Genomic DNA, 24,663 nt, shown 5'->3' with positions numbered 1-24,663 from the left:
CACTAGGCTGGACGAGCCCGTCCGACCCAGGAGGTTCCATGCCCGACGCTCTCCCCGATCTGCACCGCACCACCGGTGTGCTCTTCGATCTCGACGGCGTGCTGACACCCACGGCCGAGGTGCACATGCGCGCCTGGCAGAAGGTCTTCGACGAGGTCTTCGCGCGCTGGGGCATCGAGCCGCCGTACACCGACGAGGACTACTTCGCGTACGTCGACGGCAAGAAGCGCTACGACGGGGTCGCCAGCCTGCTGCGCAGCCGCAACGTCGAGCTGCCGTGGGGGGAGGTCACCGATCCGCCCGAGGCCGAGACGGTGTGCGGCATCGGAAACCGCAAGAATGACGCGTTCATCGCCGTGCTGCGCAGCGAGGGCATCGCCGCTTACCCCGGCTCCCTGGCCCTGCTGCAGAGCCTGCGCGACGCCGGCGTGCCGATGGGTGTCGTGTCGAGCTCGAAGAACGCCGGTGAGGTGCTCGCGAGCGCGGGCATCCGCGACTTCTTCCGCGTCGTCGTCGACGGGCTCGTCGCCGAGCGCGACGAGCTCGCCTCGAAGCCCGCAGCGGACATGTTCCTCGAGGGCGCGCGGATGCTGGGCGTCGACCCAGCTGAGGCCATCGCGGTGGAGGACGCGGTGTCCGGTGTCGCCTCGGCGTCCGCGGCAGGATACGGCGATGTGGTCGGAGTCGATCGCGGTGCGGGGGCCGCGAGTCTGCGTGAGGCGGGCGCGACCTGTATCGTCGATGATCTTGCCTTCCTGCTCGGCGACGCGCAGAACTGACCCCCCTCACACGCTTTCGGAGAGAGCATGATCGATCGCGACCGCTACCCCGTCGACCCCTGGCGCCTCGTCGAGTCCCGTTACGACGAGGAGGGGGTCTCCGAGACCGTCTTCACCGTCGGCAACGGCTACCTCGGTCTGCGCGGCAACCACATCGAGGGGCGCGGGGCGCACGAGCACGGCACCTTCATCAACGGCCTGCATGAGACCTGGCCGATCCGCCACGCCGAGCAGGCGTACGGGTTCGCGGAGGTCGGGCAGACGATCGTGAACGCGCCCGACGCCAAGATCATGCGCGTGTACATCGACGACGAGCCGCTCTCGTTCGACGAGATGGAGGTGCACGAGTACTCGCGGGCGCTGGACATGCGCACCGGCGTGCTCGAGCGCAGCGTCGTGTGGATGACCCCGTCGGGCAAGCGCGTGCGGATGCGCGACGAGCGGATGGTCAGCTTCGAGGAGCGCCACCTCGCCGTGCTCCGTCTCGAGCTCACGGTCGAGAACGCCGACGCGCCGGTCACGGTCAGCTGCCAGATGGTCAACCGGCAGGACGGCGCGGGCATCTACGCGGGCGACCCGATGGCGGGCAAGGGCGACGGCAAGGCCGGCTTCGACCCGCGCAAGGCCGACCGGATCACGGAGCGCGTGCTGCAGCCGGTGGAGTACTGGCAGGACGGTCTGCGCTCGGCGCTGTCGTACCGCGTCTCGGACTCCGGGATGACGGTCGCCGTCGTCGCCGACCACATCATCGAGACCGAGAACGAGTACAGCGCTCGCACGCTCGTCGAGCCCGACATCGCGAAGAACGTCTTCCGGATCCAGGCGAAGGCCGGGGTGCCGATCAGGATCGACAAGATCGTCAGCTACCACAGCTCGCGCGGCGTGCCGCCCCGCGAGCTCGTGGACCGCTGCCGTCGTTCGCTGGACCGCGTCGGGGTGGAGGGCGTGGATGCCCTGTTCACGGCGCAGCGTGAGTGGCTGGACGCCTTCTGGCGGCGCTCCGACGTGCGGATCGCCGGTCACGACGATCTGCAGCAGGCGACACGCTGGTGCCTGTTCCAGCTCGCGCAGGCGGCGTCCCGCGCCGACGGGAACGGCGTCGCGGCGAAGGGTCTGACGGGCTCGGGGTACAGCGGTCACTACTTCTGGGACACCGAGATCTACGTGCTGCCGTTCCTGACGTACACGTCGCCGCAGTGGGCCAAGAACGCCCTGCGTGCGCGGGTGATGATGCTTCCGGCGGCCCGGCGACGCGCCACCCAGCTCAACGAGGCGGGCGCGCTGTTCCCGTGGCGCACGATCAACGGCGAGGAGGCGTCGGCCTACTACGCCGCCGGCACCGCGCAGTACCACATCAACGCCGACGTCAGCTATGCGCTCGGCAAGTACGTCCGCGCCACCGGCGACGTCGACTTCCTGCGCCGGGAGGGCGCCGACATCGCGGTCGAGACCGCGCGTCTGTGGGCGACGCTCGGCTTCTGGCGCGGCACCAACGGCGACTCGACGTTCCACATCCACGGGGTGACGGGGCCCGACGAGTACACCACCGTCGTCAACGACAATCTCTTCACGAATGTCATGGCGCGGTACAACCTGCGCTTCGCGGCGCGCATCGTCAGCGAGATGGAGGTGAACGATCCGGCGGCGTACTCCGCCCTCGTGGAGCGCACCGGTCTCGACGGCGGGGAGAAGGATGCCTGGACGCGAGCCGCAGAGGCGATCCACATCCCGTACAGCGAGGCGCTGGGCATCCACCCGCAGGACGCGTTCTTCCTGGAGCGCGAGGTGTGGGACCTCGAGGGCACACCGCCCGAGATGCGCCCGCTGCTGCTGAACTACCACCCACTGGTGATCTACCGCTTCCAGGTGCTCAAGCAGGCCGACGTCGTGCTCGCGCTGTTCCTGCAGGGCAACCACTTCACCGACGAGGAGAAGCTGGCCGACTTCGACTACTACGACCCGCTGACGACGGGTGACTCGACGCTGTCGGCCGTCGTGCAGTCGATCATGGCGGCGGAGGTGGGCTACCAGGACCTCGCCAGGGAGTACTTCGAGCAGGCCCTGTACGTCGATCTGGCCGACCTGCACAGCAACTCCTCGGACGGCGTGCACGTGGCGTCAGCGGGCGGTGTGTGGAGCGTGCTGGTCAGCGGATTCGGCGGCATGCGCGACCATGACGGCCAGCTGAGCTTCGATCCTCGGCTGCCCGTCGACTGGCCCGAGCTGTCGTATCCGCTGCAGTGGCGCGGCTCGCAGCTGCAGGTGACCATCACGCGAAGCCAGCTGCGCCTCGAGGTGCGCGAAGGCGACCCCGTCGAGTTCACGGTGCGCGGCACGGCGTATCGTGCAGCGGTGGGGGAGCCTGCCTCGGTGCTGCTCGCGGGTCAGGGACCGGTGCGACCGGGACGGCCCACGCTGCGCGGCATCGAGGATGCCCGTCGCGACGACGGCACGCGCCTGTCGGTCTCGCTTCCGGTGACGACGACGACGATCCCGATCATCGACGTCTACGAGGCCTGACGGCCGCCCACGACGGGCGGGCTGATGTCGGCGGCACGCCGTAGGCTGGACGGGTGACGACAGCCCTGTACCGCCGCTACCGGCCCGAGACCTTCGGCGAGATGATCGGGCAGTCCCAGGTGACCGATCCGCTCATGACCGCCCTGCGCGGCGATCGTGTCGGCCATGCCTACCTCTTCTCCGGCCCGCGCGGCTGCGGCAAGACCACCTCGGCCCGAATCCTCGCGCGCTGTCTGAACTGCACCGAGGGGCCGACCGACACGCCGTGCGGCGTCTGTCCCAGCTGCGTCGAGCTGTCCCGGGCAGGGGGCGGCTCACTCGATGTGGTCGAGATCGACGCCGCCAGCCACAACGGCGTCGACGACGCGCGCGACCTGCGCGAGCGGGCGACCTTCGCGCCCAGCCGTGACCGGTTCAAGATCTTCATCCTCGACGAGGCGCACATGGTCACTCCGCAGGGATTCAACGCCCTGCTGAAGCTGGTCGAGGAGCCGCCGGCGCACGTGAAGTTCATCTTCGCGACCACCGAGCCCGAGAAGGTGCTCGGCACGATCCGCTCGCGCACGCACCACTATCCGTTCCGGCTGGTGCCGCCCGCGGCGATGCTCGAGTACGTCGAGAAGCTCTGCGGTGAGGAGGGCGTGCAGGTCGAGCAGGGAGTGCTCGCGCTCGTCGTGCGCGCCGGCGGGGGATCGCCGCGCGACACGCTGTCGCTGCTCGATCAGCTGATCGCAGGATCGGATGAGGGCAACGTGACCTACGAGCGGGCCGTCGCGCTGCTCGGCTACACGCATGCCGCACTTCTCGACGAGATCGTCGACGCGCTCGCCGCCGGAGACGCCGCGGCGGCCTTCCCCGCCGTGGACCGCGTCGTGCAGACCGGGCAGGACCCGCGGCGCTTCGTCGACGACCTGCTCGAGCGTCTGCGCGACCTCATCGTGATTGAGGCGGTGGGCGACGGTGCGTCGGCGGTGCTGCGCGGCATCCCCGCCGACGAGATGGAGCGCATGCAGGCGCAGGCCGCCGGTTTCGGCGCGGCGCGCCTCTCCCGCACCGCCGACCTGGTGAGCCAGGCGCTCGACGACATGAGCGGGGCGACGTCGCCGCGGCTGCACCTCGAGCTGATGGTCGCGCGTGTGCTCGCGGGATCGCCGAGGGATGCCGCCGCACCTGCCCCGGCTCCCGCTGCGGCGACCCCGGCTCCTGCCGCAACGGCCTCGCCTGCTGCTGCTGCTGCGCACGCGCCAGCCCGTGCCGCGTCGCCCGCGGGATCGAGCTCTGCTGCGGGCGATGCTGCCGCTGCGGCGCCCCCCGCCCCTGCGGACGCGCCCGCGGTCTCCCCGGTGATCGTCGAGAACCTCACCGCGTCGGGCCCCGTCGCGGCGACGATGAAGGGTGCCGTGCCGTCTGCGGACGCGCCCTCCGCCGACGACTCCGCTGCGGTTTCGCCGCTCGCTCGCGCGGTCGAGGCCCCGGCACCCGATACCGCCGCGTCGACCGCGGAGAGCGCATCCGCCGACGCCCAGGAAGCAGCCGCGTCCACCCCGGCCGATGCCGGGGCCGTCGCTCCCGCATCGAGTGGACCCGTCACCTTCGAGCGCATCGCCGCGGCATGGCCCGCGGTGCTCGCCCGCCTGGAGAGCATCAGCCGCACCTCCTGGCTGGTCGTCACCGGCATCCAGCCGCTCGCGTTCGACGCGGCCTCCGGGGTGCTCACCCTCGGTTTCTCGAGTCCGAGCGATGTGCCGCGGTTCAAGGGCACCACGCCAGGCAAGAGCACATCGGATCACCTGCGCACGGCGATCGAGCAGGAACTGGGCGTGACCGTGAAGTACCGCCCGGCGCCCCTGCCGCCCGGCGGTGGTGGAGCCGCGGCGCCCGCGGGCCCCGCTCCCACCGGTTCGGGCCCCGGCGCGGCGTCGACCGACCCCGCTCCCACCGGATCCTCGCCCACCGGATCACGACCCGGTGCGACCGCGGCACATGCCGCGGCGGCAGGGGATGACGCTCCCGCAGCCGGCTGGGCGAACCCGATGAGCGGTCCGCAGGATCTGCGCGATGCGGGTGGCGGTGCCGCGGCGAAGCCGCGAGCGGGCTCCGGGGGAGCAGCATCCGGGGGGACCCGCTCCGCCGCGGCCGCGGTCACCGACTGGGCTGTCGCGCCGATCCCGTCATCGGCCCCGGTCCCGGTCCCGGCACCGGTCCCGTCACCAGCACCGGACCCGTTCTCCGCCCCGGACCACGCGGCCCCGCTCGTCGCGGCGCCCGCCGTCCCCGTGGCGGCATCGCCCGCCGCGCAGCCGCAGTTCCCCGTCGACGACGAGCCGGCCGAGGTCGAGGCCGCAGCCTCGGCCTCCGCGCCACCGCACGATGGAGACATCGACGCGCCTCCGCCGCCGGATGACTATCCGCCGTATGACGACGAGCCGCCGTACGACCCGGAGTACGACGAGCCCCGTCGCCAGGGTGGCGGCCCGGTCGAGGCCGCCCCGGCACGGGACTCCGTGGCCACGCCACCACAGGCGTCCGCGCGCCCGTCGCTCCGAGAGGTGCCGCAGCCGCCGAGTCGACCCCAGGCGCCGGATGGCGTCGAGCGCCGCGGTGAGGCCGTGATCCGGCAGGTGCTCGGTGCGAAGTTCCTGCGTGAAGAGCCCTACCAGCCCCCCTCGAGGTTCAACTGATGTACGACGGAATCGTTCAGGAGCTCATCGACGAATTCGGCCGTCTGCCCGGCATCGGGCCGAAGTCCGCGCAGCGCATCGCCTTCCACATCCTGCAGACGCCGTCGTTCGACGTCGCTCGGCTCTCCGAGCTGCTCACCGAGGTGCGGGCGCGGGTGCGCTTCTGCGAGGTGTGCGGCAACGTGTCCGAGCAGGATCGCTGCGCGATCTGCCGCGACCCCCGCCGCAACCCTGAGCTGATCTGCGTCGTCGAGGATGCCAAGGATGTGGCGGCGATCGAACGCACCCGCGAGTTCCGTGGTCTGTACCACGTGCTCGGTGGCGCGATCAGCCCGATCGCCGGCGTCGGTCCCGACGACCTGCGGATCGCGCAGCTGATGACCCGCCTCGCCGACGGCACGGTGCAGGAGGTCATCCTCGCCACGAACCCCAACCTCGAGGGGGAGGCGACAGCCAGCTACCTCAGCCGCCTGCTGACCAGCATGTCGATCACCGTGTCGCGACTGGCATCCGGGCTGCCTGTCGGAGGAGACCTCGAGTACGCGGACGAGGTGACGCTGGGACGGGCCTTCGAGGGCCGTCGCCGCCTATGAGCGCTCACCACGCGGGATTCACCCGCAGAGGGTGGATCCTGTTCGCGATCATGGCGTTCGTGTGGGGCATCACCTACCTGTTCATCAAGGAGGCGGTGCACTCGTTCTCACCGCCGGCCGTGGTCGCCGGGCGCACTCTGCTCGGTGGTCTGATCCTGCTGCCCTTCGCGCTGCGCGCCGGCGCGCTCGCCGCGGCGTGGAAGCACTGGCCCTGGGTGCTGGCGTTCGGCCTGGTCGAGATGGCAGGGCCGTTCCTGCTGCTCAGCCACGCCGAGACGCAGCTGCCGTCGGGTCTCACCGGGCTGCTCGTGTCGACCGTGCCGCTGTTCGCCGTGATCATCGCGCTGCTGCGCGGAGACCGCTCAGCACTGGCTCCGGTCAGGCTCGGGGGTCTGCTGCTCGGCTTCGCCGGCGTCGCCGTCGTCGTCGCCGGGCCCGGCCTGTTCCCGCACGGTCCGAGCAGCGCGTTCGCGATCGGCGAGGTCCTGCTGACCGCGGTGCTGTATGCGATCGCGCCCTTCATCATCGCCCTCAAGCTGAAGGACGTGCCGTCGCTCGGCACGATCACGCTCGCGCTGTTCGCCATCGGAATCGGGTACCTGCCGGCGGCGCTGCTCACCCAGCACGACGTGCCGACCATCCGCTCAACAGTGTCGCTGCTGCTGCTCGGGATCGTCTGCACCGCCCTCGCGTTCGTCGCGTTCTTCGCGCTGATCCGCGAGGTCGGCCCGGTGCGGGCCCCGCTGTTCACCTACGTCAACCCGATCGTCGCGGTCGTGCTGGGCGCCATCGTGCTGGCCGAGCCGCTCACACCCGGCCTGCTGATCGGGTTCCCCATCGTGCTGATCGGATGCTGGTTCGCCGCGACAGGCGGGCGGCTCCGGCCGCGGGCCTCGGCGCCGGACCTCACCACGGGGCCGATCACCACGGCCGAGACGGCCGAGGCCATCGTGTCCGAGACCCGGCCCGATTCCGACGACCGGCGGTGACGGTGCCGGCCCGGACCGGCCAGGCGTCACATGCGTGAGGCGGCATGGGCGTGATTTGTAGAATGAGCCTGGGCGGATCCGCCCTTCGTCCCCGGGAGTGATCGTGGCCCTGATCGTGCAGAAGTACGGCGGTTCGTCCGTCGCCGACGCGGAGAGCATCAAGCGCGTCGCCAAGCGCATCGTCGACACCCGTCGTGCCGGTCACGACGTCGTCGTCGCCGTCAGCGCGATGGGCGACACGACCGACGAGATGCTCGACCTCGCGCACGAGGTGGCGCCGATCCCCGCCCCGCGCGAACTGGACATGCTGCTGTCGAGCGGTGAGCGCATCTCGATGGCGCTGCTCGCCATGGCGATCCACTCGATGGGCTTCGAGGCACGGTCGTTCACCGGCAGCCAGGCCGGCATGATCACCGACTCGCATCACGGCAAGGCACGCATCGTGGATGTCACCCCGGTGCGCCTGCGGGAGGCGCTCGATGAGGGCGCGATCGTCATCGTGGCCGGCTTCCAGGGGTTCAATCGCGACACCCGCGACATCACGACGCTGGGACGTGGCGGCTCCGACACCACCGCCGTCGCCCTCGCCGCCGCCCTGAACGCCGATGTCTGCGAGATCTACAGCGACGTCGACGGCATCTACACCGCTGACCCGCGCGTGATCCCGCGGGCCCGCAAGCTCGAGCAGGTCTCCAGCGAGGAGATGCTCGAGCTCGCCGCCAACGGCGCCAAGGTGCTCTACATCCGCGCCGTCGAATACGCCCGCCGTCACGGTGTGCTCATCCACGCCCGCTCGACCTTCTCGTCGGCCGAGGGCACGTACGTTCTGGGCGCGGGCATGAAGAACCCGCGCGCCACCGAGGGAGAAGCCATGGAAGAACCGATCGTCGCCGGAGTCGCCACCGACCTCAGCCAGGCAAAGATCACCGTCGCCGGTGTGCCCGATGTGCCGGGCAAGGCCGCCGAGATCTTCAAGATCGTCTCGAAGGCCGGCGCGAACGTCGACATGATCGTGCAGAACGTCTCTGCGGCATCCACCGGCCGCACCGACATCTCCTTCACGCTGCCCAAGGCCGATGCCCCGACGACGCTCAAGGCGCTCGCCGCTGAGCAGAGCGAGGTCGGCTTCGAGAGCCTGCTGCACGACGACCAGATCGGCAAGCTGTCGGTCGTGGGCGCCGGGATGCGCACGCACTCCGGCGTCTCGGAGATCCTCTTCGAGGCGCTCAGCGCCGGCGGCATCAACATCGAGATGATCTCCACCTCCGAGATCCGCATCTCGGTCGTGCTCCGCGGCGACGACCTCGCCGAGGCCGCGCGCACCGTGCACAGCGCCTACGGCCTCGACAGCGAGATCGAGGCGGTCGTGCACGCCGGCACCGGCCGCTGACCGCGCCTCTGAAATGCCGGACCCGCAGCCGTCGGCGACCCGATAGACTCACCGCAACCCTGACATCGGTGCCAGGCGCAGCGTCCGCACCCTGGGGCTGAGCCTGGCGCATCGCCTGCACGCCAAGGATCCCCCATGACCCGTATCTCCGATTCCGGACTCTCGATCGCCATCGTCGGCGCGACCGGCCAGGTCGGCACCGTGATGCGCGACATCCTCATCGAGCGCTCGTTCCCGGTGCGCGAGCTGCGGCTGTTCGCCTCCGCCCGCTCCGCGGGCACCACCATCGACTTCGGCGGTGTCGACGTGATCGTCGAGGACGTCGAGACCGCGGATGCCTCGGGCATCGACATCGCGCTGTTCTCCGCAGGTGCGACGGCCAGCCGCGCCTACGCGGCGACGTTCGCCGCGGCGGGCGCCGTCGTCGTCGACAACTCCAGCGCCTGGCGGATGGACCCGGAGGTTCCGCTGGTGGTGAGCGAGGTGAACCCGGATGCCATCGACGAGCGGCCCAAGGGCATCATCGCCAACCCGAACTGCACCACCATGGCTGCCATGCCCGTGCTGAAGGCGCTGCACGCCGAGGCGGGCCTCGAACGTCTCATCGTCAGCACCTACCAGGCGGTGTCCGGCTCGGGTATCGCCGGTGCGGAGGAGCTGCTCGGCCAGGTCGAGGGCGTGCTCGCCCAGGGCGACACGCTGCGCCTCGTGCACGACGGATCCGCGGTGGACTTCCCGGCCCCGGAGAAGTATGTCGCGCCGATCGCTTTCGATGTCATCCCGCTCGCCGGCTCCATCGTCGACGACGGCGACAACGAGACCGACGAGGAGAAGAAGCTCCGCAACGAGAGCCGCAAGATCCTGGGTCTTCCCGACCTGCGCGTCGCAGGCACCTGCGTTCGGGTTCCCGTCTTCACCGGACATTCGCTGTCGATCCACGCCGAGTTCGCGCGGGACATCACCCCCGATCGTGCGCGCGAGGTGCTGGCATCCGCCCCCGGTGTGGTGCTCGACGAGGTGCCGACCCCGCTGCAGGCGGCGGGCAAGGACCCGAGCTTCGTCGGCCGCATCCGCGCCGACCAGTCCGCCCCCGAGGGCAGGGGACTGGTGCTCTTCATCAGCAACGACAACCTGCGCAAGGGCGCGGCGCTCAACGCCGTGCAGATCGCCGAGGAGCTCGCCGCGCGCCTCGCGCCCGCCGCGCTCTGAGCCGCCCGGCCGGGGTGCTGGGCGCCCCGGTCCGGCGGAAATCCGCGCTGTTCCGGATGACTAGACTGTTCTGGTGACCGAAACCGTCGATGTCGTTCTGATCGGTGGGGGCATCATGTCCGCCACGCTGGGTACCCTGCTGCACGAGCTGCAGCCGGACTGGAAGATCGTCGCCTACGAGCGACTCGGCGACGTCGCCGAAGAGAGCTCCAACCCGTGGAACAACGCCGGCACCGGTCACGCCGCGCTGTGCGAGCTGAACTACATGCCGCAGGGCAAGGACGGCTCGCTCGACCCCGCCAAGGCGATCTCGATCAACGAGCAGTTCCAGCAGAGCCGCGAGTTCTGGTCGACGCTCGTCGGGCGCGGCATCCTCGACGGTCCGTCGACGTTCATCAACTCCGTGCCGCACATGACGTTCGTGCGCGGCGAGAAGGATGTGGCGTTCCTCAAGGCCCGCTACGAGGTGCTCAAGGATCAGCCGCTGTTCGAGGGCATCGAGTACAGCGAGGACTCGCGCGTCATCAACAGGTGGGCACCGCTGCTCATGCAGAAGCGCCGCAAGGGCGAGCCGTTCGCTGCGACCAGGGTGCCGTCCGGCACCGACGTCGACTTCGGCTCCCTGACGCACCAGCTCTTCGACCACCTCGCCGAGTCCGGGGTGCAGGTGCGCACCGACCACGAGGTGCGCAACCTCAAGCGTCAGGACGACGGCAGCTGGCTCGTCAAGTACCGCCACGTCATCGGTCGCACCCCCGGCGAGGTGAAGGCACGGTTCGTCTTCGTCGGCGCGGGGGGCTGGGCCCTCAAACTCCTGCAGAAGAGCGGCATCCCCGAGATCGAGGGTTACGGCGTCTTCCCGATCGGGGGCCAGTGGCTGAAGACGACCGACCCGAAGCTCGTCGCGCAGCACCAGGCCAAGGTGTACTCGCAGGCTGCGATCGGTGCGCCGCCGATGTCTGTGCCGCACCTGGACACCCGCGTCGTCGACGGCGAGAAGTCGTTGATGTTCGGCCCGTTCGCGACGTTCAGCCCCAAGTTCCTCAAGCACGGCTCGATGCTGGACATCATCACTCAGGTGCGCCCGCACAACCTGTGGCCGATGCTGCGCGTCGCGTTCGCGAACCCGGATCTCATCACCTACCTGATCAGCGAGCTGGTGAAGAGCCACGGCAAGAAGGTCGACAACCTGCGCACGTTCGTCCCCACCGCGCGCGATGAGGACTGGGAGCTGATCCAGGCGGGTCAGCGCGCGCAGGTGATGAAGAAGGACCCCGAGAAGGGCGGCATCCTTCAGTTCGGAACCGAGGTCGTCGCGGCCGAGGACGGCACGATCGCCGGGCTGCTCGGCGCCTCGCCGGGTGCCTCGACCGCGGTGCCGATCATGCTCGGCCTCCTCAAGCGCTGCTTCCCCGAGCACTACGCCGGCTGGGAGCCGAAGCTCAAGGGCCTCATCCCGACGATGGGACGTCGACTCAACGACGATGCGGCGGCCGCCGAGAAGTCGATGAGCGAGACCGCGTCCGTCCTGTCGCTCACGGCCTGATCGCGCGACCGTGGCGAAGCTGTACTTCCGCTACGGCGCGATGAACTCCGGCAAGTCGACCGCCCTGCTGCAAGCCGCCTACAACTACGAGGAGCGCGGGCAGCGCGTGCTGCTGGCCAAACCGCAGATCGACACGAAGGGCGCGTCGCAGATCGAGAGCAGGCTCGGCATGACGCGCGAGGTGGACTTCCTCATCGGGCCGCACGACGAAGCCCGTGCGCTGTTCACCGGAGAACGCGAGCGTGTGCGCGGTGCGGGGCTGCAGTCCGCCGAGCCGCACGACGTCGCGTGCCTGCTGGTCGATGAGGCGCAGTTCCTGACGACGGATCAGATCGACGACCTGTTCCGCATCGCTGTGCTCGACGGCATCCCGGTGATGGCGTACGGCATCCGCAACGACTTCCGCACGCATGCGTTCCCCGGCTCAGCGCGTCTGCTGGCGGTCGCCCACTCGCTCGAGGAGCTCAAGACCATCTGCCGGTGCGGCCGGAAGGCGGTCTTCAACGGCCGGATGGTTGACGGCCGTTTCGTCTTCTCGGGTGACCAGGTCGCCATCGACGGTGCCGAGGTCACCTACGAGTCGCTGTGCGGCAACTGCTACCTGGACGAGTCCGGCGGCATGCTCGACTGAGGTCGTTTGCGTGGTCTGACCACACCGGGTAGCCTGTGGTCTGACCACAGGAGGACGGATGCCGGAGCTGAGCGCGACGCAGCGAGCCTGGCGCACGGTGCTCGAGCGCATCGAGGCCAGCCTGCTCGATGGCGAGGTGAAGCCCGGGGAGCGGCTGCCGTCGGAGCGCGACCTCGCGGCCGACCTCGGCGTGAGTCGCTCGAGTGTGCGCGAGGCGCTGCGTGTGCTCGAGGTGATGGGCTTGATCCGCACCGCCACGGGCTCCGGGCCGCAGGCGGGGGCGATCGTCACCGCCGTCCCGTCCGGCGGCATGTCCACCCTGCTGCGGCTGCAGATCGCCGCCCAGGGATTCCCTCTCGGCGACGTGCTGGACACCCGCCTCGCGCTCGAAGACGCGGTGGTCACACGCCTGAGCGCCGCCCCGGAGCGCGATTTGTCGGCCGTGCGCGCCACCCTGCAGGCGATGGATTCCGACCTCACCCCGCGCGAGTTCCTCGCGCTCGACGCCGAACTGCACGTCGCTCTCGCCCACGCATCCGGTAACACCGTGCTCGCCGCCATGATGGCGGGCCTGCGCACCGCCATCGAGTCGTACGTCCTCGCCGGCGCAGAGCGGATCGGCGATTGGGATGCCATGGCGGCGCGTCTGCGCGCCGAACATCACGCCATCGTCGACGCCGTCGCTCGAGGCGACGACGCACGCGCTCTCGTCCACGCCCATATCACCGGCTATTCCGCCGCCGCCGGGCTGCTGCCCGGCGCCCATTGACCCGCCCACCCGAGAGGAACCCGCCGATGGTCACCCGCCAGCTGCCCAAGCCCGCCGAGCTGCTCGAGCTCATGCAGTTCAAGAAGCCCGAATTCGACGGCCGCAAGCGCCGCCTGAACGCGGCGCTCACCATCGACGACCTGCGCACCATCGCCAAGCGCCGGACGCCCAAGGCCGCCTTCGACTACACCGACGGTGGTGCCGAAGGGGAGCTGTCGCTCTCGCGGGCGCGCCAGGCTTTCCAGGACGTCGAGTTCCACCCGGGCATCCTCAAGCCTGCTCCGGATGTCGACACCACGGTGGACATCCTCGGCGCACCGTCCGCGCTGCCCTTCGGTATCGCGCCCACCGGTTTCACCCGCCTGATGCAGACCGAGGGCGAGGTCGCCGGCGCCGGAGCGGCCGCCGCCGCCGGCATCCCCTTCACCCTGTCCACCCTCGGCACCACGTCCATCGAAGGCGTGCGTGACGTCACACGTCGGGAGCCGCAGGGGTCCGTTCCCGGCCGAAACTGGTTCCAGCTGTACGTCATGCGCGATCGCGAGATCTCCTACGAGCTCACGCGCCGCGCCGCCGCCGCCGGATTCGACACCCTGCACTTCACCGTCGACACGCCCGTCGCGGGCGCGCGGCTGCGCGACAAGCGCAACGGGTTCAGCATCCCCCCGCAGCTCACGCTCGGCACGATCATCAATGCCATCCCGCGGCCCTGGTGGTGGTTCGATTTCCTCACCACCCCGAAACTGGAGTTCGCCTCACTGAGCAGCACCGGCGGAACCGTCGGCGAGCTGCTGGACGCGGCCATGGACCCCACCATCAGCTATGACGATCTCGCCGTGATCCGCGACCTGTGGCCGGGCAAGATCGTGATCAAGGGCGTGCAGAACGTCGGGGACTCTCTGCGTCTGCGCGACGCCGGCGTCGACGGCATCGTGCTGTCGAACCACGGGGGCCGTCAGCTCGACCGGGCACCCATCCCGTTCCACCTGCTGCCCGACGTCCGCAAGGCCGTCGGCGACGACTTCACGGTCATGATCGACACCGGGATCATGAACGGCGCGGACATCGTGGCCTCCGTCGCGCTCGGCGCGGATTTCACCCTCATCGGTCGCGCATACCTGTACGGACTGATGGCGGGCGGGCGAGCAGGCGTCGACCGCACCATCGAGATCCTGCGCGGCGAGATCGAGCGCACCATGCGGCTGCTGGGCGTCTCGACCCTGGCCGAACTCGAGGCCAAGCACGTCACCCAGCTGGCGCGGCTCGCGCCGATCCCGCGCTGACGCCTGCGCTCAGCGCGCGGCGGGGGAGGGAAGGGCGGCGATCAGGGCATCCAGCTTGTCGGCGGTGTCCTGCCAGCCGTCGACGGCGATCGAGCGCACGCCGATGGCCTGCACCGGATAGTCGTTGCCGCCCTCGTCGAGCCGGTCGCCGTAGAAGAGCATCTCGTCGAGACGGATGCCGGTGTGCTCGACGAGCTTCTGCATGCCGTACGCCTTGTCGATGCCGGCGCGAGTGATGTCGATCGACGTCGACCCTCCCGACCGCACCTCGAGGCCCGCAAGCCGTGGAGCGACGGCGTCGCGCAACGCGGCTCGACGCTCTCCGGTGGGGTCCCAGGCGTGCTTGGCGTCTCGCGGGGCGCGCTGACCGAGTGCGGAGAAGGTGATCTGCGAGCCGCGGTCCTCGAGGATGTCGCCCCACGGCTCCGCCTCCCACAGGCCCAGCCGCTCGGCCTCTTCCCGCAGCGCCGTGAGCGCGGCCGTCTTCTCGTCCTCGCTCAGGTCGTGCGCGTACACGGTGGCGAACGCGGTGCCGTCGTGGCGGAGGTAGCGGGTGCCGCAGGTGGGCAGCAGGTGCAGCCGAGAGCTCTCGTCGGCAGTCAGGCCGTCGAGGCGGCCGATGACCTGCGTGCGGAACTGCTGCTCGTTGCCGCCGGAGATGATCGCGACCTCCACCCGCCGCAGCAGCTCGCGGAGCAGATCCGCGATGCGGTCGTCGATCTCACCCTTCGACGGGGCGAGCGTGTCATCGAGGTCGAATGCGACCAGGCGGGGGTGCGTCATCATGATCCAGCCTATTGGGGTTGACGGCGGGCGATGCGCGGATTCTGCTGTCCCGCGCATCCACGGACATCGTGGGCAATGCAGAAAGGGACCCGCCTCCGGCGGATCCCTTTCTGCATGCTGTCGGGGTGACAGGATTTGAACCTGCGGCCTCTTCGTCCCGAACGAAGCGCGCTACCAAGCTGCGCCACACCCCGTGATTGCAACCGTTCAAGTCTACATGGCGCGCGGCGCGAGCACGAATCGCGCGCCGCGTCCGGGCGCGTCAGGATCGCGCGGTCAGTGTCAGCAGCGTCGCCTCCGGGCGACAGGCGAACCGGATCGGCGCGTGGATCGAATGACCGCAGCCGGCCGAGACGTTCAGCGGCACCGAGCGGCCACGGTGCGACCAGCTGCTCAGACCCTTCGCCTGCTTCAGTGGGATGTCGCAGTTGGCGACCAGCGCGCCGAAGCCGGGGAGGCACACCTGTCCGCCGTGGGTGTGTCCGGCGAAGAGCGCGTCCGCATCCAGAGCGACGAACGAGTCCAGCACACGCCGGTACGGCGCGTGGGCCACGGCGATGCGAGAACCGCCGGCGGGGGGCGCATCGAGCGATGCGATCGCGGAGGTGAGCGCGTCGAAGTCGTCCCAGCCGCGGTGCGGATCGTCGACGCCGACGAAATCGATGCTGTTGCCGCCGACGTCCATCCGCGCGGCCGTGTTGTTCAGATCGACCCACCCGAGCTCGTCGGTGAAGAACGCGTCCATCGCGGCGGTATCGAGCAGCTCAGGTTCGCCGTGCTCGAGGGAGGGGCCGCGGAAGTAGTTGAGCGGATTGCGTGGCGCGGGCGCGTGCACGTCGTTCGACCCGTGCACGAAGACGCCGGGGATGCCCGCGAACGGGGCGAGTGCCCGACGGATTCCGGCGAGGCCCTCCCGATGCCCGAGGTTGTCGCCCGTGTTCACGATCAGGTCGGGTTCGAGCTCGACGAGCGATGCGAGCCACTGCTGCTTGCGCCGCTGCCACGGCGCCATGTGCGCGTCGGAGATGTGCAGCACGCGCACCGGCGCGCTGCCCGGAACCAGAGCGGCGGCGGTGGTCTCGCGCACCGTGAACAGGTAGCGTTCGATGCCGACTCCCCAGACCGCAGCGCCGACGCCGACGGCCCCCACCGCGCCGAGCGCGATGAGGGCCGGGTGCGCGGCGACCCGACGGGTCACCCGTCGCTCGCACAGGTGAGCGTCACCGCGCTGCCTTCAGCTGCGGTGGCGTCGGCAGCGGGGTCCTGGCCGGTCACGGTCGACCCGTTCTTGCATCCCTCGCCCGAGACGCGGAAACCGGCGTCCTCCAGCGCAGCCTTGGCCTGGTTGTACTTCATCTTGGTGACCTTCGGCACTGTCTCACCCGCGTCGGGTGACGTCCCCGAACTCGGACGCAGCGTGATGGTCGCCCCGCCGGCCACTCGCCCGGCGCCGGGATTCTGCTCCGCCACCGTGCCCTTGGGCAGGGTGCTGTCGACAGCATCGCCGACCTGCACGGAGAACCCGGCCGAATCGAGGATCCGCGTGGCCTCGTCGATCGTCTTGCCGACCACGTCGGGGAGATCCTTCATCACGCGACGCGTGAGGTTGGAATCCGGTTCGGGGAACCGGTCCCCACCGTAGACGGCGTTCGCGGCCCGCTGGATGTCCCTCGCCAGCGGATAGCGAATGTCGTTGAGACGTGTCCCGTTCGCCCAGAAATCTCTCAAGTCCTTGCGACCGTCGACGTTCCCGACCCAGACCGCCGTCGTCACCTTGGTGCTCGACTCCACGAGCATCGTGTGCGACGTCTCAGCTGTGCCTGTCTTGCCGATGACCGGAATGCCGTCGTACGGATTCGCGCCTGTGCCCGTGCCGCCCTCCATGACCCCGCGCAGTGCGTAGGCGGCGGTGGCGGCGACCTCGGGTGTGATCACCTGCGTGCAGCTCGTCTTCGGAACCGGGATCTCATCGCCGTCCTGTCCGATGATCTTGTCGATGACGCGAGGTTCGCAGAAGATGCCCTTGTTGGCGACCGTGGCATAAGCGCCCGCCATCTGGATCGGGGCCACAGACTTCGAGCCGAGCACAGTGCCGAACGGGTCGTTGGGAGCCTCACCGTCCGTGGTGACGTCCCCCATGTTGCCGTAGTGGACACCGAGACGCTTGGCCATCTTGTTGATGTCACACAGATCCAGCTGCTTCGCCATCGCGAGGAAGCCGCTGTTCAGCGACGCGGCGGTGAACCGACGCACGCTGCTGACCGAACCGCTTCCGTTTCCGAAGTTCTTGGACGACTTGTCACGGGTCAGGGTGTACGTGCCGCCGCACTGCGAGAACTGGCCTACGACGGGGTAGCGGCCGTCGAGCACCTCGTTGACCGAATGTCCCTCTTCCAACCACTGCAGGAGCGTGAACAGCTTCCATGTCGACCCGGTCTCGAACCCGTTCGTCGAGCCGTTGTGCTTCTTGTCCGCGGCGAAAACCTGCGACGACTGCCCGTTCGCCAGGCTCGCGTTCGCCGACTCGCTGAAGTCGGTGTTCTGCGCGATCGAGAGGATCCGGCCCGTGGACGCCTCGATCGAGACACCGGCACCGCCGACGAGGATGCCGGGCATCGAGGGCGGCACACGATCGCGCAGCGACTGCACGGCAGGACCCTGCACCCGCATGTCGAGCGAGGTGTAGATCTTCATGCCGCCGCGGCGCATGTTCTCCAGCCGCTTCTCCGGCGTCGCGCCGAACGCTTCGTCCGTCTCGACCACCGACTTCACGTACTGGCAGAAGTAGGCGTTGGTGCCTGCCGCCCCACAGCCCTGCGTGGTCTGCGTCAGATTCGGCTCGATCGGCGCCTCCACGGCGGCGTCGTGCTGCTCCTTGGTGATCTGCCCGTTCTTCAGCATCTGACCGAGAACGTAGTCACGGCGATCCTTCGTGGTGGCATATCCGTCGGCGGCGGTGTTGTGCGCGACGCCGTCCTTGTCGGTCCACGTGCCTTCCTCCGGCCGGTCGATGCGCAGCAGATTGGGTTCCTGAACCATGCCCGCCAGCGTCGCGGCCTGCACGAGCGTCACCTTGGCGGCGCTGGTGCCGAAGTAGCGGTTGGCTGCGGCCTCGATGCCGTAGGTGGTGCCGCCGAAGTTCGACACGTTGAGGTAGCCGAGCAGGATCTCGTTCTTGGAGTAGTCCTTCTCGATCTGCACCGCGTAGCGCATCTCCTGCAGTTTGCGCTCGATGCCCTCCGCGCCCTTCGACTGCGCTGCACCCTCGAAGCACTGCTGGATCTTGACGTCGTAGTCCTCGTCGTTCGGAGAGACTCCCTGCTCGCACTCCTGGATCAGCGCGTTCTTGACATACTGCTGCGTGATCGTGGACGCGCCACGAGAGGACGAGCCCGTGAAGTTCTCGACCGCGGCCTTCATGGTCTGCAGGAGATTGACGCCGCCGTGCTCGTAGAAGTTCTTGTCCTCACTCGAGAGGATCGCGTCGTACAGCAGCGGCGAGACCTGCTCGAACGTCACCGGCACCCGGTTCTGGTCGAAGAACTTCGCCAGCAGGAACGGCTTGCCGTCTTCGCCGGTTCCGTAGAACTCCGTCGGCTCCATGGGCGGGTTGGGGGTGAGGCTGTTCGGCAGGTTGTCGAAGATCGTCAGCGCCTGCGAACCCGTCACTCCGGCGACGGCGATGGCGGGAGTGACGGCTGCGGTGACCAGAACCCCGGCGACCGCGCTCAGGCCCACCAGGCCGAGCAGACCGACGAGCACACCAGACAGCGTGCGTTTCGTTTGAGGCATACGCTGATGTTAAGGGAATTCCCTGAATAAGAGCCTCGACGCTTCGGCATCCCGTGCCGTTCGTCGCCGACGCACAGGAGTGCCATGATCACGTGGGAGTATCTGACCACGCCGCTGCTGATCCACAACACGGCGGCGATCCTCAACAACTGGGGCAAGCAGGGCTGGGAGCTCGTGCAGGTCGTCCAGGGGCCGGAGGGTGGCCTCGTCGCCTACCTGAAGCGTCCCATCACGCAGGACTCGACGGCCAACGCCGGGCTCGCGGCCGCCGCTGAGGCGTCGCGTCAGTTCGACGGAGCTCAGCAGTGAGCGTCGCCGCCCGACTCGACGAGCTCGGCATCGAGCTGCCGGCCGTCGCCGCACCCGTCGCCGCGTACGTCCCCGCCGTCGTGCACGGCGGCCTCGTCTACACGTCCGGTCAGCTGCCGTTCGTCGCCGGCGCGCTGCCCGCGACCGGCAAGGTGGGCGCCGAGATCGATGCGGCGGATGCCCAGGGCTACGCCCGCACCTGCGCGCTGAACGCCCTCGCCGCGGCCGCGCAGGCCGCCGGCGGCATCGATCGGATCGCCGGCGTGCTGCGGGTGGGCGGCTTCGTGGCATCCGACCCGTCCTTCACCGGGCAGCCGGCCGTCGTCAACGGGGCCAGTGAGGTGCTCGGCGAGATCTTCGGCGACGCGGGAAAGCACGCCCGTGCCGCGGTCGGCGTCGCCAGCCTGCCGCTGGACACGCCCGTCGAGGTCGAGGTGACCTTCATCCTCGCGTGAGCCCGCTGACGGCTCCGGCATGAGCGAAGCGGCCCTCCGATCTCGATCGGAGGGCCGCTTCGCTGGTGTGCCCGCTACTTGACCTGGCTGGTGATGGTGCTCATCACCATGGTGTCGGCGAGCGTCGTCGTGTCGCCGACCTCGCGGCCCTCGGCGACGTCGCGCAGCAGACGCCGCATGATCTTGCCCGATCGGGTCTTCGGCAGCTCGTTCACGACGTACACATCGCGCGGACGGGCGATCGGGCCGATCTGCTCGGCGACCCAGCCCCGCAGCAGAGTCGCCAGGCCCTCCGGCGAATGCGCCTCGAGATAGCTCTGCTTGATGATCACGAAGGCGACCACCGCCTGGCCGGTGGTCTCATCCGACGCCCCCACGACGGCGGCCTCGGCGGTGGCCTCATGAGCGACCAGCGACGACTCGATCTCGGTCGTCGACAGGCGATGACCCGACACGTTCATCACATCGTCGACGCGGCCGAGCAGCCACAGATCGCCGTCCTCGTCCAGACGTGCGCCGTCACCGGCGAAGTAGTACCCCTTGTCCTTGAACTTGTCCCAGTAGGTCTCTTTGAATCGCTCCGGGTCGCCCCAGATGCCGCGCAGCATCGACGGCCATGGCTCGGTGATGACGAGCAGTCCGCCGTTGCCGTTGCCCACCTCGTTGCCGTCGTCGTCGGTGACGTCGATGGAGATGCCGGGGATGGGCACCTGGGCGGAACCGGGCTTGGTCGCGGTGATGCCGGGAAGAGGGGAGACCATGATCGCACCCGTCTCGGTCTGCCACCACGTGTCGACGATGGGGGTCCTGTCCGCGCCGATGACCTCGCGGTACCACATCCATGCCTCGGGGTTGATCGGCTCGCCCACCGAGCCGAGCAGGCGCAGGCTCGACAGGTCGAACTTCTGCGGGATCTGACGACCGAGCTTCATGAACGAGCGGATCGCCGTCGGCGCGGTGTAGAAGATCGTCACGCCGTACTTCTCGATCAGCTCCCACCACCGGCCGGGGTGCGGCGAGTCCGGCGTGCCCTCGAAGAGAACCTGGGTGGCGCCGTTGGCCAGCGGGCCGTACGCCACGTAGCTGTGCCCGGTGACCCAGCCGATGTCAGCCGTGCACCAGAAGACGTCGCTCTCAGGGTGCAGGTCGAAGACGTACTTGTGCGTGTAGGCGGCCTGCACCAGATACCCACCGGACGTGTGCAGGATGCCCTTCGGCTTTCCGGTCGTGCCCGACGTGTACAGGATGAACAGCGGGTTCTCGGCGGGGAAGGCCTGAGCCTCGTGCTCACCGGATGCCTGCGGCACGACATCGTGCCACCAGACGTCGCGCTCGTCGTCCCAGTCGACCTCGTTGCCCCCGCGCCTGACGACGAGCACGTGCTCGACGGTCTGCTGCTCGCCTTCGCCATTGCGGTCGCTGAGTGCCTGATCGACGGCGAGCTTGAGGGCCGACACCTTTCCCTTGCGGTAGCCGCCGTCGGCGGTGATCACGAGCTTGGCTCCGGCGTCGTCGATCCGCGATCGCAGGCTGTCGGCGCTGAAGCCGCCGAACACGACCGAGTGGATGGCGCCGAGGCGAGCCACGGCGAGCATCGAGATGACGGCCTCGGGGATCATCGGCAGGTAGATGGCGACGCGGTCGCCCTGACCGACGCCGAGGTCCTGCAGCACGTTGGCGGCACGTTTCACCTCATCGGTGAGCTCGGCGTACGTGATGCGGCGCTCGTCGCCGGGCTCTCCCTCCCAGAGGATGGCCACCCGGTCGCCGTGACCTGCTTCCACGTGCCGGTCGAGGCAGTTGTATGCCACGTTGAGCTCGCCGTCGTCGAACCACTTCGCGAACGGTGGGTTCGACCAGTCGAGCACGCGCGTGAACGGCTTGTGCCAGTGGACACTCTCCCTGGCCTGCTCGCCCCAGAAGCCCTCGCGGTCAGCGGCGGCCCGCTCGTAGAGGGCGGGGTCGTCGATCGACTGAGCGACGAACTCCTCTGACGGCGGGAATCTGCGGGCCTCGTCGAGGAGGTGGTCGATCTGGCTGCTCATGCACTCGCTCCTTTGCGCGGTCGGGTGATCGTGCCGAGACACGACCGTGACACGGCGAATCTAGTCCCGGCGCAGGGCGCGGCCTACTGTCGAAAGTCGGTAGTGGCGGGGGTTTGCCGCATCTCGCGAGCGGTGCGTACACTGACCTCAGCCGATTCGTATACGGCTTCAGCGCGCCCGGGTGCCCCCCTCATCTCCGGGCCGCGCGTGGGCGGCACCTCATTCCCCCCGTGAGGTGCCGCCCGTCCGTCTGCGGACGCTCTGCCGCGCAGTCGTCTGCAGGGCCGGTCCGTCTGCACAGGGCAGGCCACGACGCAGTTGTGCACATCACGTGGGAATCCGGCCGCGCCGGGCGCCGACGCCCGCCTAACGTCGTCGCATGCCCGAACCGTTCGTCCTCCGAGCCCGACAGCCCGACGCGCACGCCGAGCACGCCGTCGTCGACGTGGATCCTGCCCTGGGTGCGCTCGCCGAGCATGTGCGCGACGCCGCCGTGACGGACATCTTCGTCAACGGCGCGGACGGTCTCTACGTCGATCGAGGCCGCGGTGCCGAGCGAGTGCCGACGTGGCGCGCGTCGGAGCGCGAGGTGCGCGACCTCGCGGTCGCCCTCGTCGCCGCCGGTGGGCGCCACCTCGACGATCAGTCGCCCTGCGTCGACGTGCGGCTCGCCTCGGGCATCCGCGTGCATGCCGTCCTCGCTCCGGTCTCGGTCACCGGCACGGCGCTGTCGGTGCGCATCCCCCGCGTGCTCGGCGCCGACCTCGCCGCGCTCGCCGCCACCGGAACATTCGGCGACGCGCAGCGCGACTGGCTGGCGCGGCTGGTGCGCGAGCGGGCCAATGTGCTGATCACCGGCGGAACCGGCACGGGCAAGACCACGCTGCTCGCCGCACTGCTGTCCGAGGTGGGCGAGGGGGAGCGGATCGTCACCATCGAGGACGTCGCGGAGCTGCGCCCCCGGCATCCGCATCACATCTCGCTCGAAGCGCGCCAGGCGAACCTCGAAGGCGCCGGCCGCATTACGCTCGCGATGCTCGTTCGTGAGTCGCTGCGCATGCGGCCCGACCGGCTCGTCGTCGGGGAGTGTCGTGGCGAGGAGGTGCGCGAGCTGCTGACCGCGCTGAACACCGGCCACGACGGCGGCGCGGGAACGCTGCACGCCTCAGGGCTGGCCGACGTGCCGGCACGCATGGAGGCACTCGGCGCGCTCGCGGGGATGGATGCCACGGCACTGGCTCGACAGGTGGTCAGCGCATTCACGGTCGTGCTGCATCTGGAGCGCGGCACGGACGGGCGGCGGCGCATCGCGCACGCGGGCAGATTCGTGCTGCGCGGCGATCGCCTGGCGATGGAGGAGGTGCAGCCGTGGTGAGGTGGCGGCGTCAGCGCCCGCATCAGAACGACCCGCAGCGGGCCGCTGCCGCGGTGCGCACGCTGGCCGTGCTGCTGCAGGCGGGAACCCGCCCGCACACCGCGTGGCGCCATCTCGCAGACACCGGCGACGCCGTCGCGGGTCGGATCGTCGCGCGGGTGGACGCCGGGGCCGAGCTCGTCGGCGCGATCGACGCGGAGAACGGGGTGTGGTCGGACGTCGCCGCAGCCTGGGAGATCGCGACCACCGTCGGTGCTCCGCTGGCCGACGTGCTGCGGGCGCTGTCGGAGTCGCTGCAGGATGCCGCCTCCGCCGCCGACGACGTGCGGGTCGCGCTTGCCGAGCCGACCGGGACCGCGCGACTGCTGCTCTGGCTGCCGTTCGCCGGACTGCTGCTGGGGTTCGCGCTCGGCTTCGACACGGTCGGCGTGCTGGTGAGCAACCCGTTCGGCATTGCCTGCGTCGTGCTCGGCGCCGCTCTGGTTCTCGTTGCGCGCTGGTGGACCGGACGCATGGTCCGGGCCGCGCAGCCCGAGAGCGGCACCCCGGGCATGCACGCCGAACTGGTCGCGGTGGCGCTCGCCGGCGGCGTCGGCATCCCGCGGGCGCTGCGGCTCGTCGAGCACAGCCCGGCCGCGCTGTCGGACGATCGCAGCACCACGGACGCGGTGCTCGAGCTGTCGCGCTCCGCCGGAGTTCCGGCCGGCGAGCTGCTGCGCGCGACCGCCGCGCAGCAGCGCCACGAGTCGCGTGTACGAGGGCGCGTGCGCGCGGCCAGGCTCTCGTCGCAGCTGCTGCTGCCCCTGGGTGCATGCACGCTGCCCGCATTCCTCCTGCTCGGGGTCGCGCCGCTCATGCTCAGCGTGCTCGCCTCCACGCCCCTGCACATCTGACACGTCGAGGGCGAGAGTCGCCCCGCACAAGAGAGAAGGAACACCATGACCGCACCCTGCACCGACCCGCTGCCCCCGCTCACCAGAAGCCGAGCGGCCGAGCTGTTCACCGACGAGACAGGAGCCGCCACCGCCGAATACGCGATCACGACGATGGCCGCCGTGGCCTTCGCCGGTCTGCTCGTGGTGATCATGCGCTCCGACGAGGTGAGGGGCATCCTCACCGACCTCGTCCGACGGGCGCTCACGGTCGCCTGATGCCACGCTCCTCTCGCGAGCTCGGCGGCGACCGAGGGTCGGTCGCCGCCGAGCTCGCGGTCGCGCTGCCGGCGGCGCTCATCGCCATCGCGTTCGGTGTCGGGGCGCTCGCCGCCGCCGCGACGCAGGTCTCGCTGCAGGATGCCGCAGCCGACGCGGCCCGTCTGCTGGGGCGGGGCGAGACGTCTGCTCGAGCAGCCGCGGTGATCCGGGATGCCGTGGACGGCGCGTCATCGGCATCCCGGTCGGCGGGTGACCTCGTCTGCGTGACGGCATCCCTCGACATGCGCATCGGTCGGCTGATCTCGGTGCCGCTGAGCGCATCGAGCTGTGCCCTGGCCGGTGGGCTGTGACCTCCGC

At 69.7% G+C, this 24,663-nt stretch carries 21 protein-coding genes and 1 tRNA gene; 17 read left to right on the top strand and 5 right to left on the bottom strand.

Annotated features, from left to right (window positions below):
* Positions 1–38 precede the first annotated feature (38 nt).
* From BFN01_RS09525 to BFN01_RS09475, 11 genes are all read left to right on the top strand, one after another.
* Entirely contained in the window at positions 39–779 is a 741-nt protein-coding gene (locus BFN01_RS09525; RefSeq protein WP_071643771.1) for an HAD family phosphatase, read from the top strand.
* Between the two features lie 27 nt (positions 780–806).
* Positions 807–3,299: a glycoside hydrolase family 65 protein gene (locus tag BFN01_RS09520; RefSeq protein WP_071643769.1), complete on the top strand. Its 2,493-nt coding sequence runs from the start codon at positions 807–809 to the stop codon at positions 3,297–3,299.
* Between the two features lie 53 nt (positions 3,300–3,352).
* Entirely contained in the window at positions 3,353–5,980 is a 2,628-nt protein-coding gene (locus BFN01_RS09515; RefSeq protein ID WP_071643767.1) for a DNA polymerase III subunit gamma and tau, read from the top strand.
* The gene (recR, locus tag BFN01_RS09510; RefSeq protein WP_071643765.1) at positions 5,980–6,573 is read left to right on the top strand and encodes a recombination mediator RecR; all 594 of its coding nucleotides are present in this window, start codon (positions 5,980–5,982) and stop codon (positions 6,571–6,573) included. Before BFN01_RS09515 ends, recR begins: the two co-directional genes overlap by 1 nt.
* On the top strand, positions 6,570–7,562 hold the full coding sequence (locus tag BFN01_RS09505) for a DMT family transporter (protein WP_071643762.1): 993 nt from the start codon (positions 6,570–6,572) through the stop codon (positions 7,560–7,562). The genes recR and BFN01_RS09505 overlap by 4 nt, the downstream gene beginning before the upstream one ends.
* Before the next feature lie 103 nt (positions 7,563–7,665).
* On the top strand, positions 7,666–8,952 hold the full coding sequence (locus BFN01_RS09500; protein ID WP_071643866.1) for an aspartate kinase: 1,287 nt from the start codon (positions 7,666–7,668) through the stop codon (positions 8,950–8,952).
* 135 nt (positions 8,953–9,087) lie between these two features.
* Entirely contained in the window at positions 9,088–10,161 is a 1,074-nt protein-coding gene (locus BFN01_RS09495; RefSeq protein ID WP_071643760.1) for an aspartate-semialdehyde dehydrogenase, read from the top strand.
* A 73-nt stretch (positions 10,162–10,234) separates the two neighbouring features.
* Positions 10,235–11,707 (top strand): malate:quinone oxidoreductase, encoded by a 1,473-nt coding sequence (locus BFN01_RS09490; RefSeq protein ID WP_071643758.1) that lies wholly within the window; start codon positions 10,235–10,237, stop codon positions 11,705–11,707.
* Positions 11,708–11,717: 10 nt separating this feature from the next.
* Complete coding sequence (locus BFN01_RS09485) at positions 11,718–12,338, top strand: thymidine kinase (protein ID WP_071643756.1); 621 nt, start codon at positions 11,718–11,720, stop codon at positions 12,336–12,338.
* 58 nt (positions 12,339–12,396) lie between these two features.
* Positions 12,397–13,107: a FadR/GntR family transcriptional regulator gene (locus BFN01_RS09480; protein WP_071643754.1), complete on the top strand. Its 711-nt coding sequence runs from the start codon at positions 12,397–12,399 to the stop codon at positions 13,105–13,107.
* Positions 13,108–13,133: 26 nt separating this feature from the next.
* Positions 13,134–14,390, top strand: a complete 1,257-nt coding sequence (locus BFN01_RS09475) for an alpha-hydroxy acid oxidase (RefSeq protein ID WP_071643752.1) — start codon at positions 13,134–13,136, stop codon at positions 14,388–14,390.
* A 9-nt stretch (positions 14,391–14,399) separates the two neighbouring features.
* On the opposite strand, the gene BFN01_RS09470 is transcribed toward BFN01_RS09475, so the two are convergent.
* The 4 genes from BFN01_RS09470 to BFN01_RS09455 all read right to left on the bottom strand — a co-directional run bounded on the left by BFN01_RS09470 (position 14,400) and on the right by BFN01_RS09455 (position 18,968).
* Positions 14,400–15,173 (bottom strand): HAD-IIB family hydrolase, encoded by a 774-nt coding sequence (locus BFN01_RS09470; RefSeq protein ID WP_071643864.1) that lies wholly within the window; start codon positions 15,171–15,173, stop codon positions 14,400–14,402.
* A gap of 123 nt (positions 15,174–15,296) precedes the next feature.
* Positions 15,297–15,370: transfer RNA gene (locus BFN01_RS09465), tRNA-Pro, on the bottom strand.
* 68 nt (positions 15,371–15,438) lie between these two features.
* A complete protein-coding gene (locus tag BFN01_RS09460; RefSeq protein ID WP_071643750.1) occupies positions 15,439–16,374 on the bottom strand; it encodes a metallophosphoesterase in 936 nt (311 codons plus the stop codon).
* Positions 16,371–18,968 (bottom strand): transglycosylase domain-containing protein, encoded by a 2,598-nt coding sequence (locus BFN01_RS09455; protein WP_071643748.1) that lies wholly within the window; start codon positions 18,966–18,968, stop codon positions 16,371–16,373. Before BFN01_RS09455 ends, BFN01_RS09460 begins: the two co-directional genes overlap by 4 nt.
* An 84-nt stretch (positions 18,969–19,052) precedes the next feature.
* Between BFN01_RS09455 and BFN01_RS09450 the strand changes: the two genes are divergently transcribed.
* Together BFN01_RS09450 and BFN01_RS09445 are read left to right on the top strand one after the other, a co-directional pair.
* Positions 19,053–19,277 (top strand): hypothetical protein, encoded by a 225-nt coding sequence (locus tag BFN01_RS09450; RefSeq protein ID WP_071643745.1) that lies wholly within the window; start codon positions 19,053–19,055, stop codon positions 19,275–19,277.
* Positions 19,274–19,732, top strand: coding sequence for a RidA family protein (locus BFN01_RS09445; protein WP_071643743.1), 459 nt, complete (start codon positions 19,274–19,276; stop codon positions 19,730–19,732). Before BFN01_RS09450 ends, BFN01_RS09445 begins: the two co-directional genes overlap by 4 nt.
* Before the next feature lie 74 nt (positions 19,733–19,806).
* On the opposite strand, the gene acs is transcribed toward BFN01_RS09445, so the two are convergent.
* Positions 19,807–21,777: an acetate--CoA ligase gene (gene acs / locus BFN01_RS09440; protein WP_071643741.1), complete on the bottom strand. Its 1,971-nt coding sequence runs from the start codon at positions 21,775–21,777 to the stop codon at positions 19,807–19,809.
* A 379-nt stretch (positions 21,778–22,156) separates the two neighbouring features.
* Here acs and BFN01_RS09435 point away from each other — a divergent pair, with 379 nt between their 5' ends.
* Genes BFN01_RS09435 through BFN01_RS09420 form a run of 4 tightly spaced genes read left to right on the top strand, consistent with a single transcriptional unit; the run spans position 22,157 to position 24,656 of the window.
* Positions 22,157–23,152, top strand: a complete 996-nt coding sequence (locus BFN01_RS09435; RefSeq protein ID WP_083428753.1) for a TadA family conjugal transfer-associated ATPase — start codon at positions 22,157–22,159, stop codon at positions 23,150–23,152.
* Entirely contained in the window at positions 23,146–24,045 is a 900-nt protein-coding gene (locus BFN01_RS09430) for a type II secretion system F family protein (RefSeq protein ID WP_083428752.1), read from the top strand. Before BFN01_RS09435 ends, BFN01_RS09430 begins: the two co-directional genes overlap by 7 nt.
* Before the next feature lie 45 nt (positions 24,046–24,090).
* Positions 24,091–24,303: a DUF4244 domain-containing protein gene (locus BFN01_RS09425; protein ID WP_071643739.1), complete on the top strand. Its 213-nt coding sequence runs from the start codon at positions 24,091–24,093 to the stop codon at positions 24,301–24,303.
* Positions 24,303–24,656 carry a TadE family type IV pilus minor pilin gene (locus tag BFN01_RS09420; protein ID WP_071643737.1) on the top strand — a complete coding sequence of 118 codons (354 nt, stop codon included), beginning with the start codon at positions 24,303–24,305 and terminating at the stop codon, positions 24,654–24,656. Before BFN01_RS09425 ends, BFN01_RS09420 begins: the two co-directional genes overlap by 1 nt.
* Positions 24,657–24,663: the final 7 nt, after the last annotated feature.

Source organism: Microbacterium sp. AR7-10 (assembly GCF_001878835.1).
Lineage (GTDB): Bacteria > Actinomycetota > Actinomycetes > Actinomycetales > Microbacteriaceae > Microbacterium > Microbacterium commune.
Note: the sequence above shows the minus strand (reverse complement) of the source record. Positions and strands in the feature narration are given on the sequence as shown.